At 57.9% G+C, this 16693-nt stretch carries 13 protein-coding genes and 7 pseudogenes; 10 read left to right on the top strand and 10 right to left on the bottom strand.

The genetic code is table 11. The features are described 5' to 3' along the window. Positions 1–74 precede the first annotated feature (74 nt). The 6 genes and pseudogenes from AB4Y44_RS27180 to AB4Y44_RS27155 form a co-directional block, all read right to left on the bottom strand. Positions 75–410: an H-NS family nucleoid-associated regulatory protein gene (locus tag AB4Y44_RS27180; protein WP_069268313.1), complete on the bottom strand. Its 336-nt coding sequence runs from the start codon at positions 408–410 to the stop codon at positions 75–77. 147 nt (positions 411–557) lie between these two features. Continuing rightward, positions 558–1280: pseudogene (locus tag AB4Y44_RS27175) on the bottom strand (IS6 family transposase). 52 nt (positions 1281–1332) lie between these two features. Further along, positions 1333–1447: pseudogene (locus AB4Y44_RS27170) on the bottom strand (transposase); the annotation flags it as partial. Between the two features lie 13 nt (positions 1448–1460). Further along, on the bottom strand, positions 1461–1730 hold the full coding sequence (locus tag AB4Y44_RS27165) for a hypothetical protein (protein WP_069268312.1): 270 nt from the start codon (positions 1728–1730) through the stop codon (positions 1461–1463). A gap of 25 nt (positions 1731–1755) precedes the next feature. Next, positions 1756–2044 (bottom strand): annotated as a pseudogene (locus AB4Y44_RS27160) (helix-turn-helix domain-containing protein); the annotation flags it as partial. Positions 2045–2275: 231 nt separating this feature from the next. Beyond that, positions 2276–2652: pseudogene (locus tag AB4Y44_RS27155) on the bottom strand (transposase). Between the two features lie 816 nt (positions 2653–3468). Between AB4Y44_RS27155 and AB4Y44_RS27150 the strand changes: the two are divergent. From AB4Y44_RS27150 to AB4Y44_RS27140, 3 genes are all read left to right on the top strand, one after another. Next, complete coding sequence (locus AB4Y44_RS27150) at positions 3469–4728, top strand: acyl-CoA dehydrogenase family protein (RefSeq protein WP_141710874.1); 1260 nt, start codon at positions 3469–3471, stop codon at positions 4726–4728. Between the two features lie 244 nt (positions 4729–4972). Beyond that, on the top strand, positions 4973–5998 hold the full coding sequence (locus tag AB4Y44_RS27145; protein WP_069268311.1) for an aldo/keto reductase: 1026 nt from the start codon (positions 4973–4975) through the stop codon (positions 5996–5998). A gap of 752 nt (positions 5999–6750) precedes the next feature. Continuing rightward, positions 6751–7557 (top strand): class I SAM-dependent methyltransferase, encoded by an 807-nt coding sequence (locus tag AB4Y44_RS27140; RefSeq protein WP_083245587.1) that lies wholly within the window; start codon positions 6751–6753, stop codon positions 7555–7557. 77 nt (positions 7558–7634) lie between these two features. Here AB4Y44_RS27140 and AB4Y44_RS27135 read toward each other — a convergent pair. Beyond that, positions 7635–8256 (bottom strand): annotated as a pseudogene (locus AB4Y44_RS27135) (transposase); the annotation flags it as partial. 113 nt (positions 8257–8369) lie between these two features. Between AB4Y44_RS27135 and AB4Y44_RS27130 the strand changes: the two are divergent. Then, complete coding sequence (locus AB4Y44_RS27130; RefSeq protein ID WP_368619624.1) at positions 8370–8813, top strand: universal stress protein; 444 nt, start codon at positions 8370–8372, stop codon at positions 8811–8813. 48 nt (positions 8814–8861) lie between these two features. On the opposite strand, the pseudogene AB4Y44_RS27125 reads toward AB4Y44_RS27130, so the two are convergent. The 3 genes and pseudogenes from AB4Y44_RS27125 to AB4Y44_RS27115 form a co-directional block, all read right to left on the bottom strand. Continuing rightward, positions 8862–10028: pseudogene (locus AB4Y44_RS27125) on the bottom strand (IS3 family transposase). Between the two features lie 187 nt (positions 10029–10215). Then, positions 10216–11530: pseudogene (locus tag AB4Y44_RS27120) on the bottom strand (IS701 family transposase). 243 nt (positions 11531–11773) lie between these two features. Continuing rightward, positions 11774–13000 carry a transposase gene (locus AB4Y44_RS27115; protein WP_368619625.1) on the bottom strand — a complete coding sequence of 409 codons (1227 nt, stop codon included), beginning with the start codon at positions 12998–13000 and terminating at the stop codon, positions 11774–11776. Between the two features lie 537 nt (positions 13001–13537). Here AB4Y44_RS27115 and AB4Y44_RS27110 point away from each other — a divergent pair. From AB4Y44_RS27110 to AB4Y44_RS27085, 6 genes are all read left to right on the top strand, one after another. Continuing rightward, positions 13538–14041, top strand: coding sequence for a hypothetical protein (locus AB4Y44_RS27110; RefSeq protein WP_342950269.1), 504 nt, complete (start codon positions 13538–13540; stop codon positions 14039–14041). Beyond that, complete coding sequence (locus AB4Y44_RS27105) at positions 14014–14265, top strand: hypothetical protein (protein WP_342950270.1); 252 nt, start codon at positions 14014–14016, stop codon at positions 14263–14265. The genes AB4Y44_RS27110 and AB4Y44_RS27105 overlap by 28 nt, the downstream gene beginning before the upstream one ends. 22 nt (positions 14266–14287) lie before the next feature. After that, a complete protein-coding gene (locus tag AB4Y44_RS27100; protein WP_368619626.1) occupies positions 14288–14488 on the top strand; it encodes an EamA family transporter in 201 nt (66 codons plus the stop codon). A 158-nt stretch (positions 14489–14646) separates the two neighbouring features. After that, positions 14647–15363 carry a hypothetical protein gene (locus tag AB4Y44_RS27095; protein ID WP_368619627.1) on the top strand — a complete coding sequence of 239 codons (717 nt, stop codon included), beginning with the start codon at positions 14647–14649 and terminating at the stop codon, positions 15361–15363. Between the two features lie 324 nt (positions 15364–15687). Next, positions 15688–15948 (top strand): hypothetical protein, encoded by a 261-nt coding sequence (locus AB4Y44_RS27090; protein WP_368619628.1) that lies wholly within the window; start codon positions 15688–15690, stop codon positions 15946–15948. Between the two features lie 29 nt (positions 15949–15977). Then, positions 15978–16364, top strand: a complete 387-nt coding sequence (locus tag AB4Y44_RS27085; protein ID WP_069268307.1) for an ATP-grasp domain-containing protein — start codon at positions 15978–15980, stop codon at positions 16362–16364. Positions 16365–16693 lie beyond the last annotated feature (329 nt).

Raw genomic sequence — 16693 nt, 5'->3', positions numbered from 1 at the left:
GCGGGCGCCTACGTGCGGCCGCACCTGGCCAGAGACTCGCAACGAGGCTCGACGTAGCGCAGGCCGAGAGAGAGTTAACCAGCGCGAACGGCCCGCAGCGTGCCGGCTGGTGCATCGTCGCTCTCGATGAGGAACAGACTGCGATCCTTGCCAGCGATCCAGGCCGGTTCACGGCCCCGGCCGCTCCACTCGCGGCCAGTGGCCGGGTCTCGGTACTTCGCGAGAACCGGCTTCATGTGGTACGTGCCACGTCGATATCGCCGGAGCTCGTTCGAAGTAATATCCCACTCGGTCATCTTCTCACGAATCTCCCGCAAAACGTTTTGCCGTTCGTCCTGCCTCGCACTCTCAATGCGCCGGTTCAACTTTTGCAACTCGGCGATGAGGTGCTTGTACGTATCGCCTTTCACCTGATTCTGTCCTCCGTGCTAGTCGATGCGATCAGTTCGAACCGGCCGCCTTCGGTGCGGTCGGCTTCCACGTCTGGAATGCCTTGTCTGGCTTTGTCAAGTTAAGCGATGGAGTTTGCCAAACCCCATTAACAATAGGCATCCTTATCAGATAACCATGCAGTTCGTACCGGTCCACTCAAACCAGCAGCGCAGGTGCGCCTGAAGTTCAGCTCTATGGCAGGCTGCGCTCATTTGATGCCGGGGCAACGCCGAAATGCTGACGGATCGGTCCGAAGCGCGTAAGAAACGCCTGCGTTCGGTGTGGATCGCGAAACCCCTGCGTTTGACACTAACGCCCGCGCGTGGGCTGGTGGCTATTCTCGGCGCGGTTGTTGACCCCGGCAGAGGCCTTCACGAAGAGGTGCTTCACACCGACCAGCTCGGTCACTTCCGCTTTGGCTGCCGGGTAGCTCCGCAACTGGTCGGTAACGATCTTCGTGGGCACCGGGGGTGCGAGCAGAGCCCCCCTGAAGAAGCGTTTGGCCGCAGCCTTGTCGCGGCGCTCTTGCAGCAGCACATCTAAGCTCTGCTCCATGTTCGTCCACCGCGCGTCACAGCACGTACGACCCGCCGCGCAGCTTCACGAACATTTCATCGAGATGCCAGGTGGAGCCAGGCTTTGCGCGCGCGGCTTTCCCGCGCCGCGTGGGCCCCGAACCGGTCGCACCAGTTTCGCACCGACTCGTAGCTGACCATCACGCCGCGCTCGAGCAATAACTCCTCCACGTCGCTCAGGCTCAGGTTAAAGCGGTAGTACCAGCGTACCGCGCAGCTGATGATCGCGGCCGGAAAACGCAAACCATAGTACGGCGTTTTGTTCCTCTTCACCCTCTCATTCTAACCGCCTTCGACTTGAAAAAGCCAAACAGACGGCCGCCAGCCATCGTTGTGTCTGCTGGTACACGAGTTGCCACGGCGTATAAATTGGTCGGCAGCACTCGCCACGCCGCCCAAGCGCGAGCCATCCAGCGCAACGCATTGAGCATCTCGCGCAAGATCGGTTGATCGCTATTCAATGCCTCCTTGCTTGCCGTCTCGCTCGTGAATATCTTTATCGGACAGATCGTGACGGCGGGCTTTGTCGCATCGATTATTCAGATCCAGACGACAGAATGGGCTCGCGAGGATATCCTCCACGTGACTAGTTGGAAATTGTGAGCGGAGCGCCACCCCAATTGCTTGCCAATTGGTAAAGGCACCGCTTTCGGCGAATTCGAAGGCCTTTTTTCGGATTCGCTCGCGCCGCTCCATCGTGTCGGTGTCGATCATATTCTTCATAGTCGTCCAGCTTCAGTGCGAATTAAAACTTGAACTGCAACGGCGTGAGGCCCCGTACGGCTTGCGCCAGCCAGCGCATCTCCTCGGCAGTGACCTTGGCGCCCGGCCGAGGACCGGCTCGACGAGCAAGGCGCTTTGTCCGCCGTTGGCGAAGTCGGCCAGCCAACGATAGACGCTGCGTTCGTTCACCCCGCAGGCCGCCACTACACTCGCCACGTCCTGTCGTTCGCCAACGGCTTCACTGCTTGCTGGCGCATTGCCTGCAACCTCACGTGATCCAGTTTCCGGCCATAGGGATGACGTTTGGATTTCATGCTCGTACTGTCTCGTCATTGTGACAATACTTTGAAAATGTTAGTAAACGCGGTGCGCCACGCGCTAACGGCTTGCCGCACGCTTGCGCACCTGCATTCGCAAAGATACTCATGCGACTCGACATCGACGTTGATATGCATCATATGGTTCTTGGGAGACGGGCTCACCCGTAGAATTGGCGTTGTCACGTTAAGGTACGAGATGCAAGAGCGCACAGGACGTACATTCGCTCAGAAATTGGACGGATCTTGGGTGAGCCTAGTGAAGCGATGCCACCCGGCAGAGCGTGCGTCGAGCTGTTTGCGATAGAGTGATGCACGCAGTAAATGTCGCTTGAGCGCGAAGTGCTGGCGAATCGGTCCGAAGCTCGATAAGAACGCTTGTGTGCGACCAGGATCGCGGAAACCACACATCCGGCGTTCGCGCTCACGCGTAGGTTGATGGCTGTTTTCGGCACCGTCTCGTAACTGACAACGACAGCGCGCTCGAACAGCAGTTCTTCAATATCACACAGGCTAAATTGGAACCAGAAACACCGCCGAACCGCGAGACTAATGATTGCCGCTGGGAAGCGGTGGCCGTGATAAAGCGATTTTCTTTTCTTCATCGAGACATCTTACGTTACAGTGCCCTCGCTAGTCCTGATAGTCGGACATTAACGCAGTTGGGTCGACATCGGCGGTTATTCCCTTCGCGTCATGCCCACCCGCATGACGCGCCTTTTTTCGCTACATTTACTCCTTGGCAGCATGCTTTCTGCTGAGGTGTGAGTGGCCTGCCGTTAAGAATCTAAACGCGGGTTAGCATCGCTCGCGCCGGGTTTTGACGGCGCCGCACCGATCGACTTCCAGCATGCAAGCATACAGCTCAACGCCATGTGGATAAGACGATTGTCACGCGCGGTGAACGCGAAACCGTCAACTGGAATATCTGAGCGGTCATCTCTCGGCGATGCAATGATTGCGACATTACTATAACTGAACGACATTTCAATTCTTTTGATATTAATTGCCTTGCGTCTCTACTGAACGCGAGGCACACTTCTGAAAGCGTGTATAAAGTATTAGATCCGTCGACGAACAATAGATTTGTCAACCCGAGGCCGAACCGCGAGTGCCTATTTGCGCGGGTCTTGCATTCCAACCACGCTAAGCGCACAGGAGGAAAACCCATGGTCCGGCTCACCAATCCCCCGCCTACAGCCACAATTGATGCTTGCCACATAAACCACAGAAATGAACGCACGCTGCCCGTCACAGAACCAATAGCATATAGACTGCAGCCGGGTAGGCGATTAGCACGAGAACCGCGTAATGCTGGTCAATCATGACGTAAGGCGCAACAACTAACCACCGCCGCACTGAACCTGTCATAGGTGAAGGCATGCTCGCTCATTTAATTAATCAGACACATGCTGAAACTAATGAAGCAAAGTAATGCTCTACACGAGTCAGATCGCCCGGTGCCAAAGGGGCATCAAGCTGAAATTCAAGCCCCCTCTGACGACGAGGGCCTGGAGATCTCGTCAGTTGCAGCCGGTCGGATCCTCGACGCGATTCGCGATCTTGCCCCGGACATGCTCGCGCGCGTAACCGAAATCGAAGCCGGACGATGCATGCCGTCCGACCTTATCGAGAAATTGCGATCGATCGGGGTGTTCCGCGTGTTCGTGCCACGCAGCCGTGGAGGATTAGAGTTAGATTTGCCTTGGGGAATGGAAGTGATCAGCGCGTTGGCTCGGCTCGACGGGTCAGTCGGCTGGACCGCGATGATCGGCATTTCATCGGCAATTATGAGCCCTCGATTGCCGAGACAGACTTACGATCTGATGTATCAGGAGAAGTCGGACATCATCATAGCTAGCGTATCCATGCCTGGAGGCACCGCCGAGAAAGTGCCAGGTGGGTGGCAGATCAGCGGCCGTTGGCCGTTCGCCAGTTGTTGCCGCAACGCCGACTGGATGGCGGGTCTGTGTGTCATGTCGGAAGGAGGAAAGCCACTCCTTGGCCCGGCAGGGGATGCCGGGCCAGCCTTGGTCCGGGGTGTCGCCTTGCCGGCCTCGGCTTGGCATATTGAAGACACTTGGCACGCCTCCGGCCTCAGAGGTACCGGCAGTCACCACATAGCCCTACAGAACGTACTCGCGTCGGAGGCCAATTTTTTCGACTTTCCGGCTGGCGCATCATGCGAACCGGGACCGCTTTATCAAGCTTGGCGGCACCTCCAGTCGGTGCTTATTGGCGCGGTCTGCGTAGGCATCGCGGAGGGCGCGTTGTCGGATGTTGCCGAGCTCGCCCAAAGCGGCAGGCAACAACTTCGAGCGCCGGCTCCTATGCGCGACTCGGAGATGGTCTTGGGCGAGCTGGGCCGAATTGAGGCAGATGTGCGTGCGGCGCGGGCGGCCATGCAGGTTCAGGCGGAGAGTCACTGGCGGCACGCCTTGGCCGGCACGCTGAATGGCCAAGCGCTGTACAGCGAGGGCATACAGACTGGAATCTGGATTGCGACGATCTGTGCCCGCGCAGCGCATGCCTGCTTTACCCTGGCCGGCGGTGTCGCAGTGTATGAATCTTCACCACTTCAGCGGCGGCTGCGCGATCTGCAGGCGGCTGCGCAACACGCCATGGTCCACCAGCGGCACTACGCGGAAGCTGGTCGGATGATGCTGGAGCGGGTCGTATGAACGTCAAGGTCGGACAAATGGCCATAGAACGGATCGGGGAACGGCAGGAGGCTTTAGGAGTGGCAGGCCTGCGTATCAGCCTTCCGCATGTCCATACTCAGCGAATTCCAAGCGCGCCAACCTCCCGATCGGTCGGCTTTCCTCCTATATGGTTAGTTATCCGATCGGCGTTGGCAATGCCAGTTCAACCCCTCGCAAGCACACCGGGGCCGCACCATGATGACCGTTATAAGGCGCAACTAAGATGCAGAGTATCCAGCTCGCCCCAAACTACGAGATTTCACGAGTGATCCACGGAGGCTGGCAACTCGCGAGTGGCCACTGCACGCCCCGAAGCGAAGATCCCGTGGCGGACCTGGTGGCCTTCGCGGATGCCGGAATAACCACCTTCGACTGTGCCGACATCTATACCGGGGTCGAAGAACTGATCGGTCATTTTAGAAGGCGCTATCGCGATCTGCGAGGGGAAGAGGCCCTCGCCCGAATCAAAGTCCATACCAAATTTGTGCCGCATTTAGACATACTACGGCGCATCAGCAAGTCTTATGTCGAGAGGGTGATCGACCAGTCACTGCAACGCCTCAACCAGGAGCGGCTCGACCTCGTACAACTCCACTGGTGGGAATACCGAGAGCCACGTTGGATCGAGGTGGCGCTGTGGCTCGATGATCTTCGCCGCGCCGGCAAGATTGATAAGATCGGCGGCACCAATTTCGACACTTACCATATGCTGGAGATCGTGAACGCAGGAGTGCCGTTTACCTGCATGCAGGTGCAGTATTCGCTGCTCGACGGACGTCCAGAGCGGCGGATGGCTGCGGCGGCAGTCGAGTACGGTATCCCCCTTCTGTGCTATGGAACCGTGGCAGGCGGCTTCCTCGCCGACAGATGGTTCGGCGCACCGGAACCGACATGGGAGCTGGAGAACCGTTCGCTGGTCAAATATAAGCGGATTATCGACGACATCGGCGGTTGGGATCTATTCCAGGCCCTTCTGACAATGCTCCGCCAGATCGCGGACCGGCACGGATCCGACATCGCCACAGTCGCCAGCGCTGCGATGCTCGACCGACCGGGGGTGGCGGCCGTCATCATCGGCGCGCGCGACCGCACTCATCTAGCCTCGAACGTCGCCATCTCAGGTCTCACCTTGACCGCCAAGGATATGGACCTTATCACCGGAGTTCTGGCAGAAGCGACGGAGCTTGAGGGGGATGTCTATGGGCTGGAGCGCGACGACCAAAACGGTAATCGCACCCGCAAACCCTGATTCACCTCAATCTAGGCCGGTATCCGGATATAAGTTGGAGAGAGTTGAATGAGAAACGCTTTACCGCCTAAGCGGGCCTTCGGCATCTTGGACGACGACGATTTGCGCAATTGGACAACAATACGTGGACCGCCTCGGGCTAGCCGAAGCCTGTCAACAGCGAGGCTTTTACGCCTACCCTCTGGCGGAGCACCATTTTACGGCGCATTGACGACGCCGTTCCTGTCGAGCGTCGCACAGCGCGCCGCGTAACTTCGTCTCGGCCCTCTAGTCATGCTGCTTATAGCCTTCGTCATCCGCTACTTGCGCTTGAAGAGATCTGCATGCTTTATCACCTGAACGGTGGTGGGTTCGAAACAGCACAGGCTCGGCTCTCTTCCGATCAAGCGAGGTTACTTCGGGATAGATGTGGACGCGGTGCCAGAACGTTACTTCAAAGCAAGCGAGATTCTAATGGAGGCGATAAAAGGTGGCGCCCTTTCGTATCGGGACCACCGTTTTCAGCTAGACAACGGCCCTTTGACTGATGCCCCATCAAGGTCCGTGCCAACCGCCACCAATGGACCAGAGTCTGCGGGCAGGGCCGCTGCAATCGGCGCAAAATTCGCATCCGCAGCGCCCGCGTCGTCTTTCGCAAGTCGGCCCCTGAAATGCGAAAACCCGAGGGCACATCACCAGGGGCCAAGACGAGAGCATAACGGTTGCAAAAGCCGCGTCACTCAATCGAAATTAAGAATTCTCAATGAGGCAATATGGGCTACATCATAAAAACGGATGACAGTGCCAGGCTAAGACTCGGCATCCAAAGCCGGTTATACGAACAGTCCAGTGTCGACCTTATAAGCAGAGCCGGCACGCTTCGCGGAAGGAAGATCCTTGAAGTTGGCTGCGGTAGTGGCGCAATGACACTGAATCTGGCGCGCGCGGTTGGACATCAAGGAACGGTGACGGCTATAGATAACAGTCCGGCGCAGCTAGATGCGTCCCGCGAATTGGTAAGAGAAAATGGTTTCAAGAATGTTCGCTTTTTCGAAGGTGACGTTAATTGCCTAAATCATTTGGATAACTCATATGACTTAGTCTATTGTCGGATGGTGCTCCATCATGTGGCGGATGCTGATCACGCGATTCGTGAAATGGTGAATGCGCTCCGCCCAGATGGCCATTTGCTGTGCGAAGAGCCGGTGATTCATGACGGCTCATTCTCTTTTCCACCGTCTGAAGCAATCGATGAGTTTATAAGAATCTTAAGATCTTGTTTTATCGTGAACGGCCGTGATTACAATATCGCCTTCCGTATGGAGAGTGTTATCAGGAATCTCGGTTTGACAATTGAACATTACCGCTTATATCACCCGTTACTCAATTCAGCCAAAGATAGGTTGCTTTACGCGATGAGCTTGAGTGACCTCGCGCCGCAGATGATCAAAAACGGAATAATCGATCCTTCGTCAGCTTCTGAACTTCATGAGAAACTAGTACACGTGGCGAATTCTGAGACAACAATGACTTGGGCGAGGATGCACAGCGTTCTGGCACGGAATTGTTCAAAGGCTTAGAGACGGCTTCATAAAATTGTTGGGCTTGCTGAAAGGTGTTCCAGCAGATCACCCAACAGCCAGCTTAGAAGGCGCTTTGCAGCTCTGTTAAGGGCTGCGCAGTGGAAGAGAATAAGCAGGGAGAACACGACGAAATGCAAACCAGCCAAGGTTTTGGGCAAACCCTCGTAGTTTCTGGCCAGTCGTCTGAGGCGGTTGAGCCAGCCGAAACTGCGCTCCCCCACCCAACGACGCCGCAACAGTACAAAGCCTTCATTTGCCTCCGGCAACCTGACCACGCGAAGCTCGATGCCTTCATCGCGAGCGGCTTCTGTGGGCTCTTCGCCGGTGTAGCCTTGGTCAGCGAGCGCGATTCTCACCGTCTCCCCCGTAGCCTGCTCGACCTGTCGCGCCAGTTCCCGATCTATGCACGCTCCTGTTCACTCGGCGGCGTGACATGCGCGCCCAGTGGTTGCCCAAATGTACGCACGGGCAGGGTATATGAGCTTACTACCCGTCATAGCCTGCGCGTGGACCACGCTACCACTTCGACTGCAGAGCGCGTCCATCGAGAATGCCCCCACTGACCCCGGCGATCGTGCGTCACGCAGATAATCAACCGCAGACACTTACCATTTATTTGAAACAGCCTGCCTGGAACCAGCGCTGCGTCTACTGGTAGACCGTCTCCCAAGGCGGAAAGTCATTGGGGGTTAGTTTCCCCAGTCTGGCCTACCGCCGCAGCCCTCTCCCATAGCATCGGACGCCGGATTTCGACGAAGTAATACGATTGATTCGCGAATTATCAACTTCACAAGTCTAACGGACTCCTAGTGTCTGACTATCAAAGCATTCTTGTTTATTACGACGGATCGGAAGAAAGCCAGCAAGCTCTGAATCGTATTCCCGAGCTGCGCTGGCAAGGAGCGGGTGAACTCCATGTGCTTGCTGTTGCCGACATTTCCACTGCACTCATATCGACAGCTGGGATCGTGACCGACCTTGCTTATTCAACATATTTAAGCAATACATCACAGTTGCTGGACAACGCGCTTTGTCGTCTGAAAAGCGAAGGCATTAGGGCGAGCGGCTACCTTTCTCACGGTACAGTGGTCGACAGTGTCGTGCACTACGCGGAGCGATTGAATGCTGGTTTGATCGTGGCGGGATTTCGCCATCGTCAAGGAATTTCGAGGCTATGGCGTGGCCGCCCTTGGCAATTCGATTTGATCGAGCGTTTGGTTGGCCGAATGGTTGTTATTGTCTCTCAAATCTGACGCCAGCATTGAGGTTCCCTCGGTTTTTCGCCTTCCAGAGTTTTCTGGTTACGCGGCCACATCCTTGGCCTGCTGAGCTTTGATGCAGTCTTGCAGCAACTGAACCGGCGATACAAAGCCGAGCGACGAATGAGGACGACCGCGGTTGTAAAACACTTCAAAGTATCCGAACAGGTCCACCATCGCTTCCTGATGGGTACGGTATCGCGTAGCATGCCCCCGTTCGTTCTTCAGGCTGTTGAAGAAGCTCTCCGTCGGGGCGTGTCCCAACAGTTTCCCTTGCGGCTCATCGAGCAGCACATACCGTATTGCGCCAGCTTGCGCTGGAAGTCGTCGCTGGCATATTCGCCACCCCTGTCCGAATGGTGCAGCGCGCCGGGCTCGGGCTGGCGTCGGAACCATGCCATTGTCAGCGCGTCCGTCACGATGTCAGCCGTCATGCGCGGCTTGATCGATCAGCTGACAACTTCCCGCTTAAACAGGTCCAGCACGATCGCAAGATACAGCCAGCCCTCATCGGTCTAGATGTACGTGATGTCCGATGTATAGACCTGATTCGGCGCTGTCGGCGTGAAAATCGCGCCCCAGCAGATTTTCCGCGACCGGGAGCTTGTGCTTCGAGTTCGTCGTGACAGGGTAACGTCGCTTGTGCCGAGCCCGCATGCCGTTCTCGCGCATGAGCCGCTCGACCCGCTCCTTGCAGGCCGGAAAGCCGCGTGCGCAAACTTCCTCGGTCATCCGTGGTGAGCCATAGGCGTTCTTGACCGCGGCGTGGATAGACTGGATCAGGGCGAGCAACTGGGCCTCTGTGAGACGCTCGCGCCCGGGCGTGCCGCCGCGCATCCACGTCCGATACCGACAGGACCCGCACAGCGCCGACAGCGGATAGTGCCGGCGATGCGAATCAATCCGGGCATACTTCACAGGAGGTCCTTCACGAACAACGCCGCCGCTTTTTTTTCCGATTTCAAGTTCCATCTGCAGACGCTTGTCCTCAGCCCCCAGGCGTGAGAACTCCATCTGTTCCGGCGTGGCAGCCTTTGTCCCCGGGACATTGAGTGTGCCTGCCTCATCGGCCTTGACCCAGTTGCGCAGCGACTGGTGGGAAATCCCCAGTTCACGAGCAACATCCCGCGCGCTTTGCCCGTCCTTCACTCGCTTTACCGCGATCGTCCTGAACTCAGCGGTGTATGCCTGCTTTGGTACCTTGAACATCGATTCTTTCCTTCCTTCGGGTCGAGTTTACACATGACCTACTGGAAGGCGAAAATTCTGGGGAAGCTCATATATCCTTATGTCTTACTGTGTCACATAATTAGTTGCGCGCTCTATTGCCGCGCAGGAAGAGAGCCATCGTTGCATGAGTCTTTGTCCAAGCAGGATGCGCAACGTAGTGATGGAATCAGGAATGTGGCGTTGAGCGCGCTGGACTGCCCCGCGGGATGTAATCCGGAGGAAGGGCAGGCAGCGCGCGTTCAAGGAAGTTTTTTATCGCGTCCATCTGGTCGCATTCGGAGTCGCTGAGCCATCAGAAACGCATACGAGGCGATACTCAGTGTGGCGTGGTGGTGAAAGCCACGCCAGCCCCTCCCTTCATGATGACCGAGCCCAAATTCCTGTTTCAGGTCCTGATAGTCGCGCTCGATGCGCCAGCGCATCTTGGTCACGAACACAAGCTGCTCAAGTGTCGCTTCCTCGGGGGCGGTAGCGAGAAAGTATTTGAGCGGCTCCGTTTTGCCATCGGGCCATTCGATGAGCAGCCATTCTTCGTCGCGGACGGCGCTTCGCCAATAGTCGCGATGTGCGGGACGAACCCGTACGGCGGCAAAGCGTGAGGATAGTGCTGCGTTGCTGCCTTCCCGCCAGGTTACGGATTGCCAGGCGTTCACGGGTAATTGCATGTCCAGCTCCTTCACGGCGATCGGCTCGTGGCCGGGCGCACGGCGCAACAATGTCGGCGGCTTGCCGCGCCCGCTCCAGGGCTTGGGCGGAAGCGGCTCCATACCGGGCGCCCACACTGAAGTGCCAGGCCGGATCCCTACCGCATACAACAAACCCAGTTCAGTTATGCTTTCCCGAAAAGCGGTTTTATCGCCGTACCCGGCATCTGCGAGCACAATGCCCGGTGCAATGCCGGATGCTATAGCCTCTCGAAGTTGGGCCAGCGCAATCTGTGGTTTCGTCTCGAAGGTGAGATCGTCGGGAGTGCCGGCATAACGCGCTCGTTCACGGTCGTCAATCCATTCCTTGGGGACATACAGCTGCCAGGCAATCAGCAGACTGCCGCGTTGCGTCGCGATCGACAGGCTTACGGCGACCTGACAGTTGTCCTGCTTTCCGAGCTGCCCGCCGTACTGACGTGCCACCTCGACCGAATGACGTCCCTTCTTTGGAAAACCGGTGTCGTCAATAATCCAGTAATAACCGTTCTCTTCGGCTGCGTGTGCGTCTAACGCAGGCATCACCCATTCTCGTACCCGCTGCAAGACCGCACGGTCAGACCAGTCTGCCCTGGCTACAAAGTGGTGGAGAGACTAGTGCTTCGCACTCGCGTGAAGTGGGTCAATGTGCGCGGCCATTGGCTCGACACTCTTGCGCGACAGGGGCAAAACCAAGCCCGAACAGTAGCCGCTGAGGCCGGCATGGCGATCGGCATGCCCTAACGCCTGCCCAAGATGATTCGGATATGTCTCAAATTCGTCGACATCTTCTCTCATCGATCGCCCGAAGTCTATAGTATTCAATGCGACCAGGTATCGCTTTGCCGCAAACAGATTTTGTGACACAGTAAGACTTCTATGGTGCAATGGAAGTCAAGCCCTTTCGCGATCCGTTTTCCCGTCAGTTATCTCCCGAGCGCGACAGGTGGTTATCCACGGCCGGCCGGCGGGGTCGTCTGTTACGACCACGACGCTGGCCGTGGACAACCTGCTCGATCAGATGTTTTGCAATCCTCCATATCAAGCGAGAACAGTAGTGAGGTCGGGGTGTCTGAAGTCCGGGCACTTGACCGGACCAACTTCTATCCGTTCCGGCACGAGACCGGGCACCACATACCGCATGCGCAAGGCACTGGAACCGCCCCTTATGGACGCGCCCCATCTAGAACTACGGTCACCTGCGAAGGTGACCCGCTTACTGTCCGGGCGCGCCGAACCTTCAAACGCTGCTGCCGCTCGACGTTGGCTACTCAGGTCGCTGTCACCTTCTTCGCAGGGGCTTGAGGGTTGCCCCGAGGGGAATCTCGCCGAATGCGCCATAGCGCGACCGCCAGACGTCTGGCAAGTGCCACAATGCCGATGCGTCGCATACGCTTGTCGCCGCCTGCAAAGCGCTCGTTGAACCAATCGCTTAGCTGGCTGCTGGGCTGGAAGCGCAACCAGTTCCACCATCAGCCATCGCGCTCGCTTGTTGCCGATCTTGCTGATGCCCTGCTCAACTTCACTGGTGCCGCTGGCATAGGGCGTCGGGGCTAAGCCCAGGCAGCCGGCCACTTCACGGCGGTTGTGAAACTGCCGCCAACCAAACAGTTCCCTGATCAGGACCCAGGCACTGCCGGTGCCGATACCCGCAAGGAGCGCGAGCCGCGCAATCGCGGGTTGCGCACCGCTGCGCACTTCGCGCTGCTGCTGTACCTCGAGCGCCCTGATCTGGCCTGGCAGCGAGCAACAGCCGTTCGAATTCGCGTTCGATCTCGGAGCGCAGGGCAGGCAACAGCTGTGCAGTGTGCTGCGTCCACCAGTGCGCCCACGCGCGGCCACCGATTCGCTCGGGCCGCAGGTTGTGGAGTACAGCAGCGAGCGGATGCGGTTGCTATGGGCAGTGCGCTCCTGCCTCAGGCGAGCGAGTTCACGGTGTACCCGCCGCTCATCTTCCTGTTCGGGGGTGGGGATACGTGCGACCGCCCAAGCCCGGCGCTCACCACCGTAGTAACGCATCAGCATCGACAGAAGCTTGTCGCTGTCGAGACGGTCGGTCTTGACGCGACGTCTGCGCCGGTTCACTTCGATACTGGCTGAATCCACCACCAGGTTCGTGATCTGATGTGCTTCCAGGCAGCGGCGAAGCCAGAAGCCGTCACGCCCGGCTTCATAACAGCTGCGCACCGGGGCATCGATGGTCAGATGACAGCGCGCTTTGGCTTTTGAAATCGCCGTAAAGACCGCGGCCGTATCGCCAGCGGCCACTGTGCAGCGGCTCGGGAGTGCACTCCATCGCCCAGCGAGAGCTTCCAGTTCTTGTCACCCAGTTCAAAGGCGACGTACAGCGATCCGGTGATGGTTGTATCCTGCCCATGAAGGGCCGTGCGAGGCGCATTCATTTGCGTACCACCTCGGAAAACGGGTGTCGGAATCCTCGTTTTACTCCAGGAGGCTTACTTCCGCGGCCCTTCCCTAGTATCTAGCAGGCTGTTGAAATACACCTCACTGATGCGCGGGATGCCTTTCCAAAGAGTCGCTGCGTCGGTTGGGTTTGTGTCGATTTGTTACCGGGCGCTCCCGCGCAAGCCCACTCCTGCCGAGAAGCGTGCGGTCGGTTCCGTCACTTCACAAGACGTGCATTCTAGCGCTCCGATCTTACCGCGACAAAACCATTTACCTGCAGAACAAGCTTTTTCTGGATCGCGAATCATCGATATGATTGATGCGCTCAAAAATATTAATGGCTCATACGAAGCGGATCTGCGCTGTTAGGATTCTCCCGTCGTTGCCACGAAGCCGAGTATGAGCGAAGATTTAGATGCCGTCCAAGCGAATCGTATCGACACCGGGCTTGAGCCAGTTAACGGCGATGCGTTTGATGCTAACGCCCTTGGTTCTGAGCCGTCTTCGCAACGTTTTTCCAGCGTGCTCGCGCCTGCCATGGCTATCGCATCGATGTGCAGCAGCGTGCAGCTTGGTGCTGCATTGTCGCGACCCGTGATGATCCGATACGGTACGCTCAGCACGACTTGGCTGCGTCTTTGTTTCGCGGGATTGGTACTCGCGATCGCGATGCGACCGCCGCTCCATGCCTACTCCCGACAGCGCTGGATCGCCGCTCTCGTTCTCGGTAGCGCCATGGCCGGCATGATGCTGTGCTACTTCGAAGCCGTGCAACGCGTGCCCCTTGGTCTCGGAGTCGCCATCAGCTTCATTGGCCCCCTCTTCGTCGCGATGGCCGGCATCCGCAAATTCCGGATGCTAGTGTGGTGTGGCCCATGGTGGCGATGGTCGGCGTCGTCCTGATTGCGCGGCAGGGCGGCATATGGACCACCTCGCTCGCCGCGCTGGTCTTTCCGATTGGGGCTGCGCTCGGCTGCGCAACCTACATCGTGATGATGAAACGAGTCGGCACGCTGTTCGATGGCCTGCAGGGGCTCTCAATGTCGCTGATCGTCGCGGCCCTTGTCACCACGCCGTTTGGTCTTGCGCAAAGCGGTGGCCATCTGCCCCGCCGCTCAACTGATTGACGCCGCATATCTCGCGGTACTCGTGCCGCTCCTGCCCTACGTACTCGAAATGTTCGCGCTGCGGCGCATGACGGCGTCCGCGTTCGGCATTCTGATGAGCGTCGAACCCGCCATTGCCGCCGCAATCGGTTTTATCGTCTTCGGTCAGCCTATGACGGGCTTGCAAAGCATCGGCACGTTGCTCGTGGTCTGCGCCAGTACAGCCTGCTGTCGCCAAAAATAGGCCAGTGTTGCCGGCAATTGGATCGTCGTCTCGCACTGCATTTTTTTCCAAGTCTTCGAATGTTGCCGAGACACTAACTAGGGATGGTTCGCTTCGTCGTTGTATGTGTCGCGCTCGCGATGCTGTTTCCCTTCATGTAGTTTTACTGGAGACTGAAAATGGCCCACCAAGATCGTGCCCGTTTCGAACCGGTTGCAGACTGTGAAATGCAGGCGCTCTTTTCCGCCTCGCCCGACACCGCCGCGTTTCACCGCGGCGAACGGATCGACCGCGAATACTATCGGCGGCATCTCGTCGAGACAGTGCTGCGCATCCGCCTGAACAATGAAATCGATGCATTCGCGCTCTACAAGATTGGCTTCAAGGACAATCAACTCGCGCAGATCCTCTCGCAATACCTCGCCGAGCAATACGGCCACGAAGGACTCTTTCTGCGCGACATCAAAAAATTTGGCCTCACCGCCGAACGGATTGACACCATTCAGCCGCTCCACTCGACCAGCAAGCTGATCAATTACTTGTATCTCAGCATCGAACGCGATGGCCCGTTGCCGACGATGGTGTGGAACTGGTTCGTCGAATGGTATTCGGGCCGCTACAATAAGACGATCACCGAGGCTGCGGGTCGAGCCTTCGGCCACCACACCGTTAAGGGTTCACTTGGCCATATCCAATACGACAAACCGCGCGACCGCGACGGTCTGATGTGCGCCTCCCTCCAGCGGGCGATCGACGGATGGGGTGGCATCGACAAGGCCGAAATGCATCTGCGCAACTTGCTTGGTCGGCGATTACTTCGACGAACTGAAGGCAGAAACCGGGCGCCAGTCGGAGGTGGTCGTCGCATGAGGAGCGCATCATGGCTACTGTCGTAGTAGAGCCCGTCTCATCGGGCACCGCGCCGGTCGCTGCAGCGCAGCGGCTCGGGCATCCGGTACACGCGTTCTGCGCAGATACTCGCATCGTGCCGCCAACGCACCTACGGACCGTCGCGTCGCTGACGAGTGTCGACACTGGCTCGGCTGATGACGTCGCTGCGGCGGTGCGGACAGTCGGAGGCATCGACGCGCTCGTTGCCGGCTTTGAGTACGCGGTCGACATCGTCGCGCAGACGGCCGCACAATTGGGCTTACCTCATCTAGCGCCCGAAGCGGCCGCGCTCACAACGCGACAAATACCGTTGCCGTCGGCGACTTAGCATGTCCGGGCTCGCCGTCCCGCGTTTCGCGTCGATCGCGAAGCGTGGCGACGTCGCCCGCGCGGCGGCGCACGTCGGATTTCCTGCCATAGTGAAGGCGGTCGATGGTTGCGGCAGCCTACTGGTGCGCCGCGTCGATTCCCTCGCGCCGTTGCACGCGATAATCCGCAGCGTTGCGAATCGATCTGTGCCGGACATGGGCCGCGAAGTCGGTCAAGCGATGATGCTTGAAAGTATCTCGACGGCCCCGAGTACAGCGTAGAAGGCTACGTCGGTCCACTCGGTCCGCGCGTGCTTGCCGTTACCGAAAAGATCCTCGGGCCCGAGCCGTACTTCGTCGAGATGGGACATGTGGTCGACGCTACGCTCGACGAGCGCGACCCAGCTCGGCTGAGCGCGTATGTCGAAACGGTGGCGAGACAGATCGGCTTGACGCTGGGCGTGTTTCATGCGGAAGTGCGCATGACGCGCGACGGTCCCACGCTGATCGAAATCGCCGTGCGGCTCGGTGGCGACCGGATCTATCGGCTCGTTGAGCTAGCTAAGTCAATCTCGATTACTGTCAACGCTACGCGCAGACCAGTACTGCCGATGTTCTTATTGGATACACGGCTGCCTGTAGTCGCTGAACGCCTCCCCATGTCAGAGCTCCGCATTGCAGCTCAGAAACCACAATGAGGCCCGGCGCAATAGCTACCAGTATTCGTCTTCTCGAACATTCCAGTGCTTGCACTCCACGCTGGCTCGCCTGTTGCCCACCGCCTACAAGGCAACACCGTCACCGAAAGACCCTTCTTCCCCGGAATCAGTTGACCGCGACAGTTCGCTTTAACGTTGTCCGAGTTTTTGTCGAAGAAGTGCCACATTGCGCGTTATCTATATAACAATCCAGACATTCCCGCCTAGTGCATTCAGGTCGCGGCAGACGCGCTAACTCATTCGGAATCAAGGATCGGGGGCTTGGGTCTGTGGTTATGCCGGCAGACAGAACAATCCCTCGACGAGAA

Source organism: Paraburkholderia sp. BR10937 (genome assembly GCF_040965695.1).
In the GTDB taxonomy this organism is placed as follows: domain Bacteria; phylum Pseudomonadota; class Gammaproteobacteria; order Burkholderiales; family Burkholderiaceae; genus Paraburkholderia.
The sequence above is the reverse complement of the archived record's forward strand: the minus strand, read 5'-3'. Positions and strand labels throughout refer to the sequence as shown.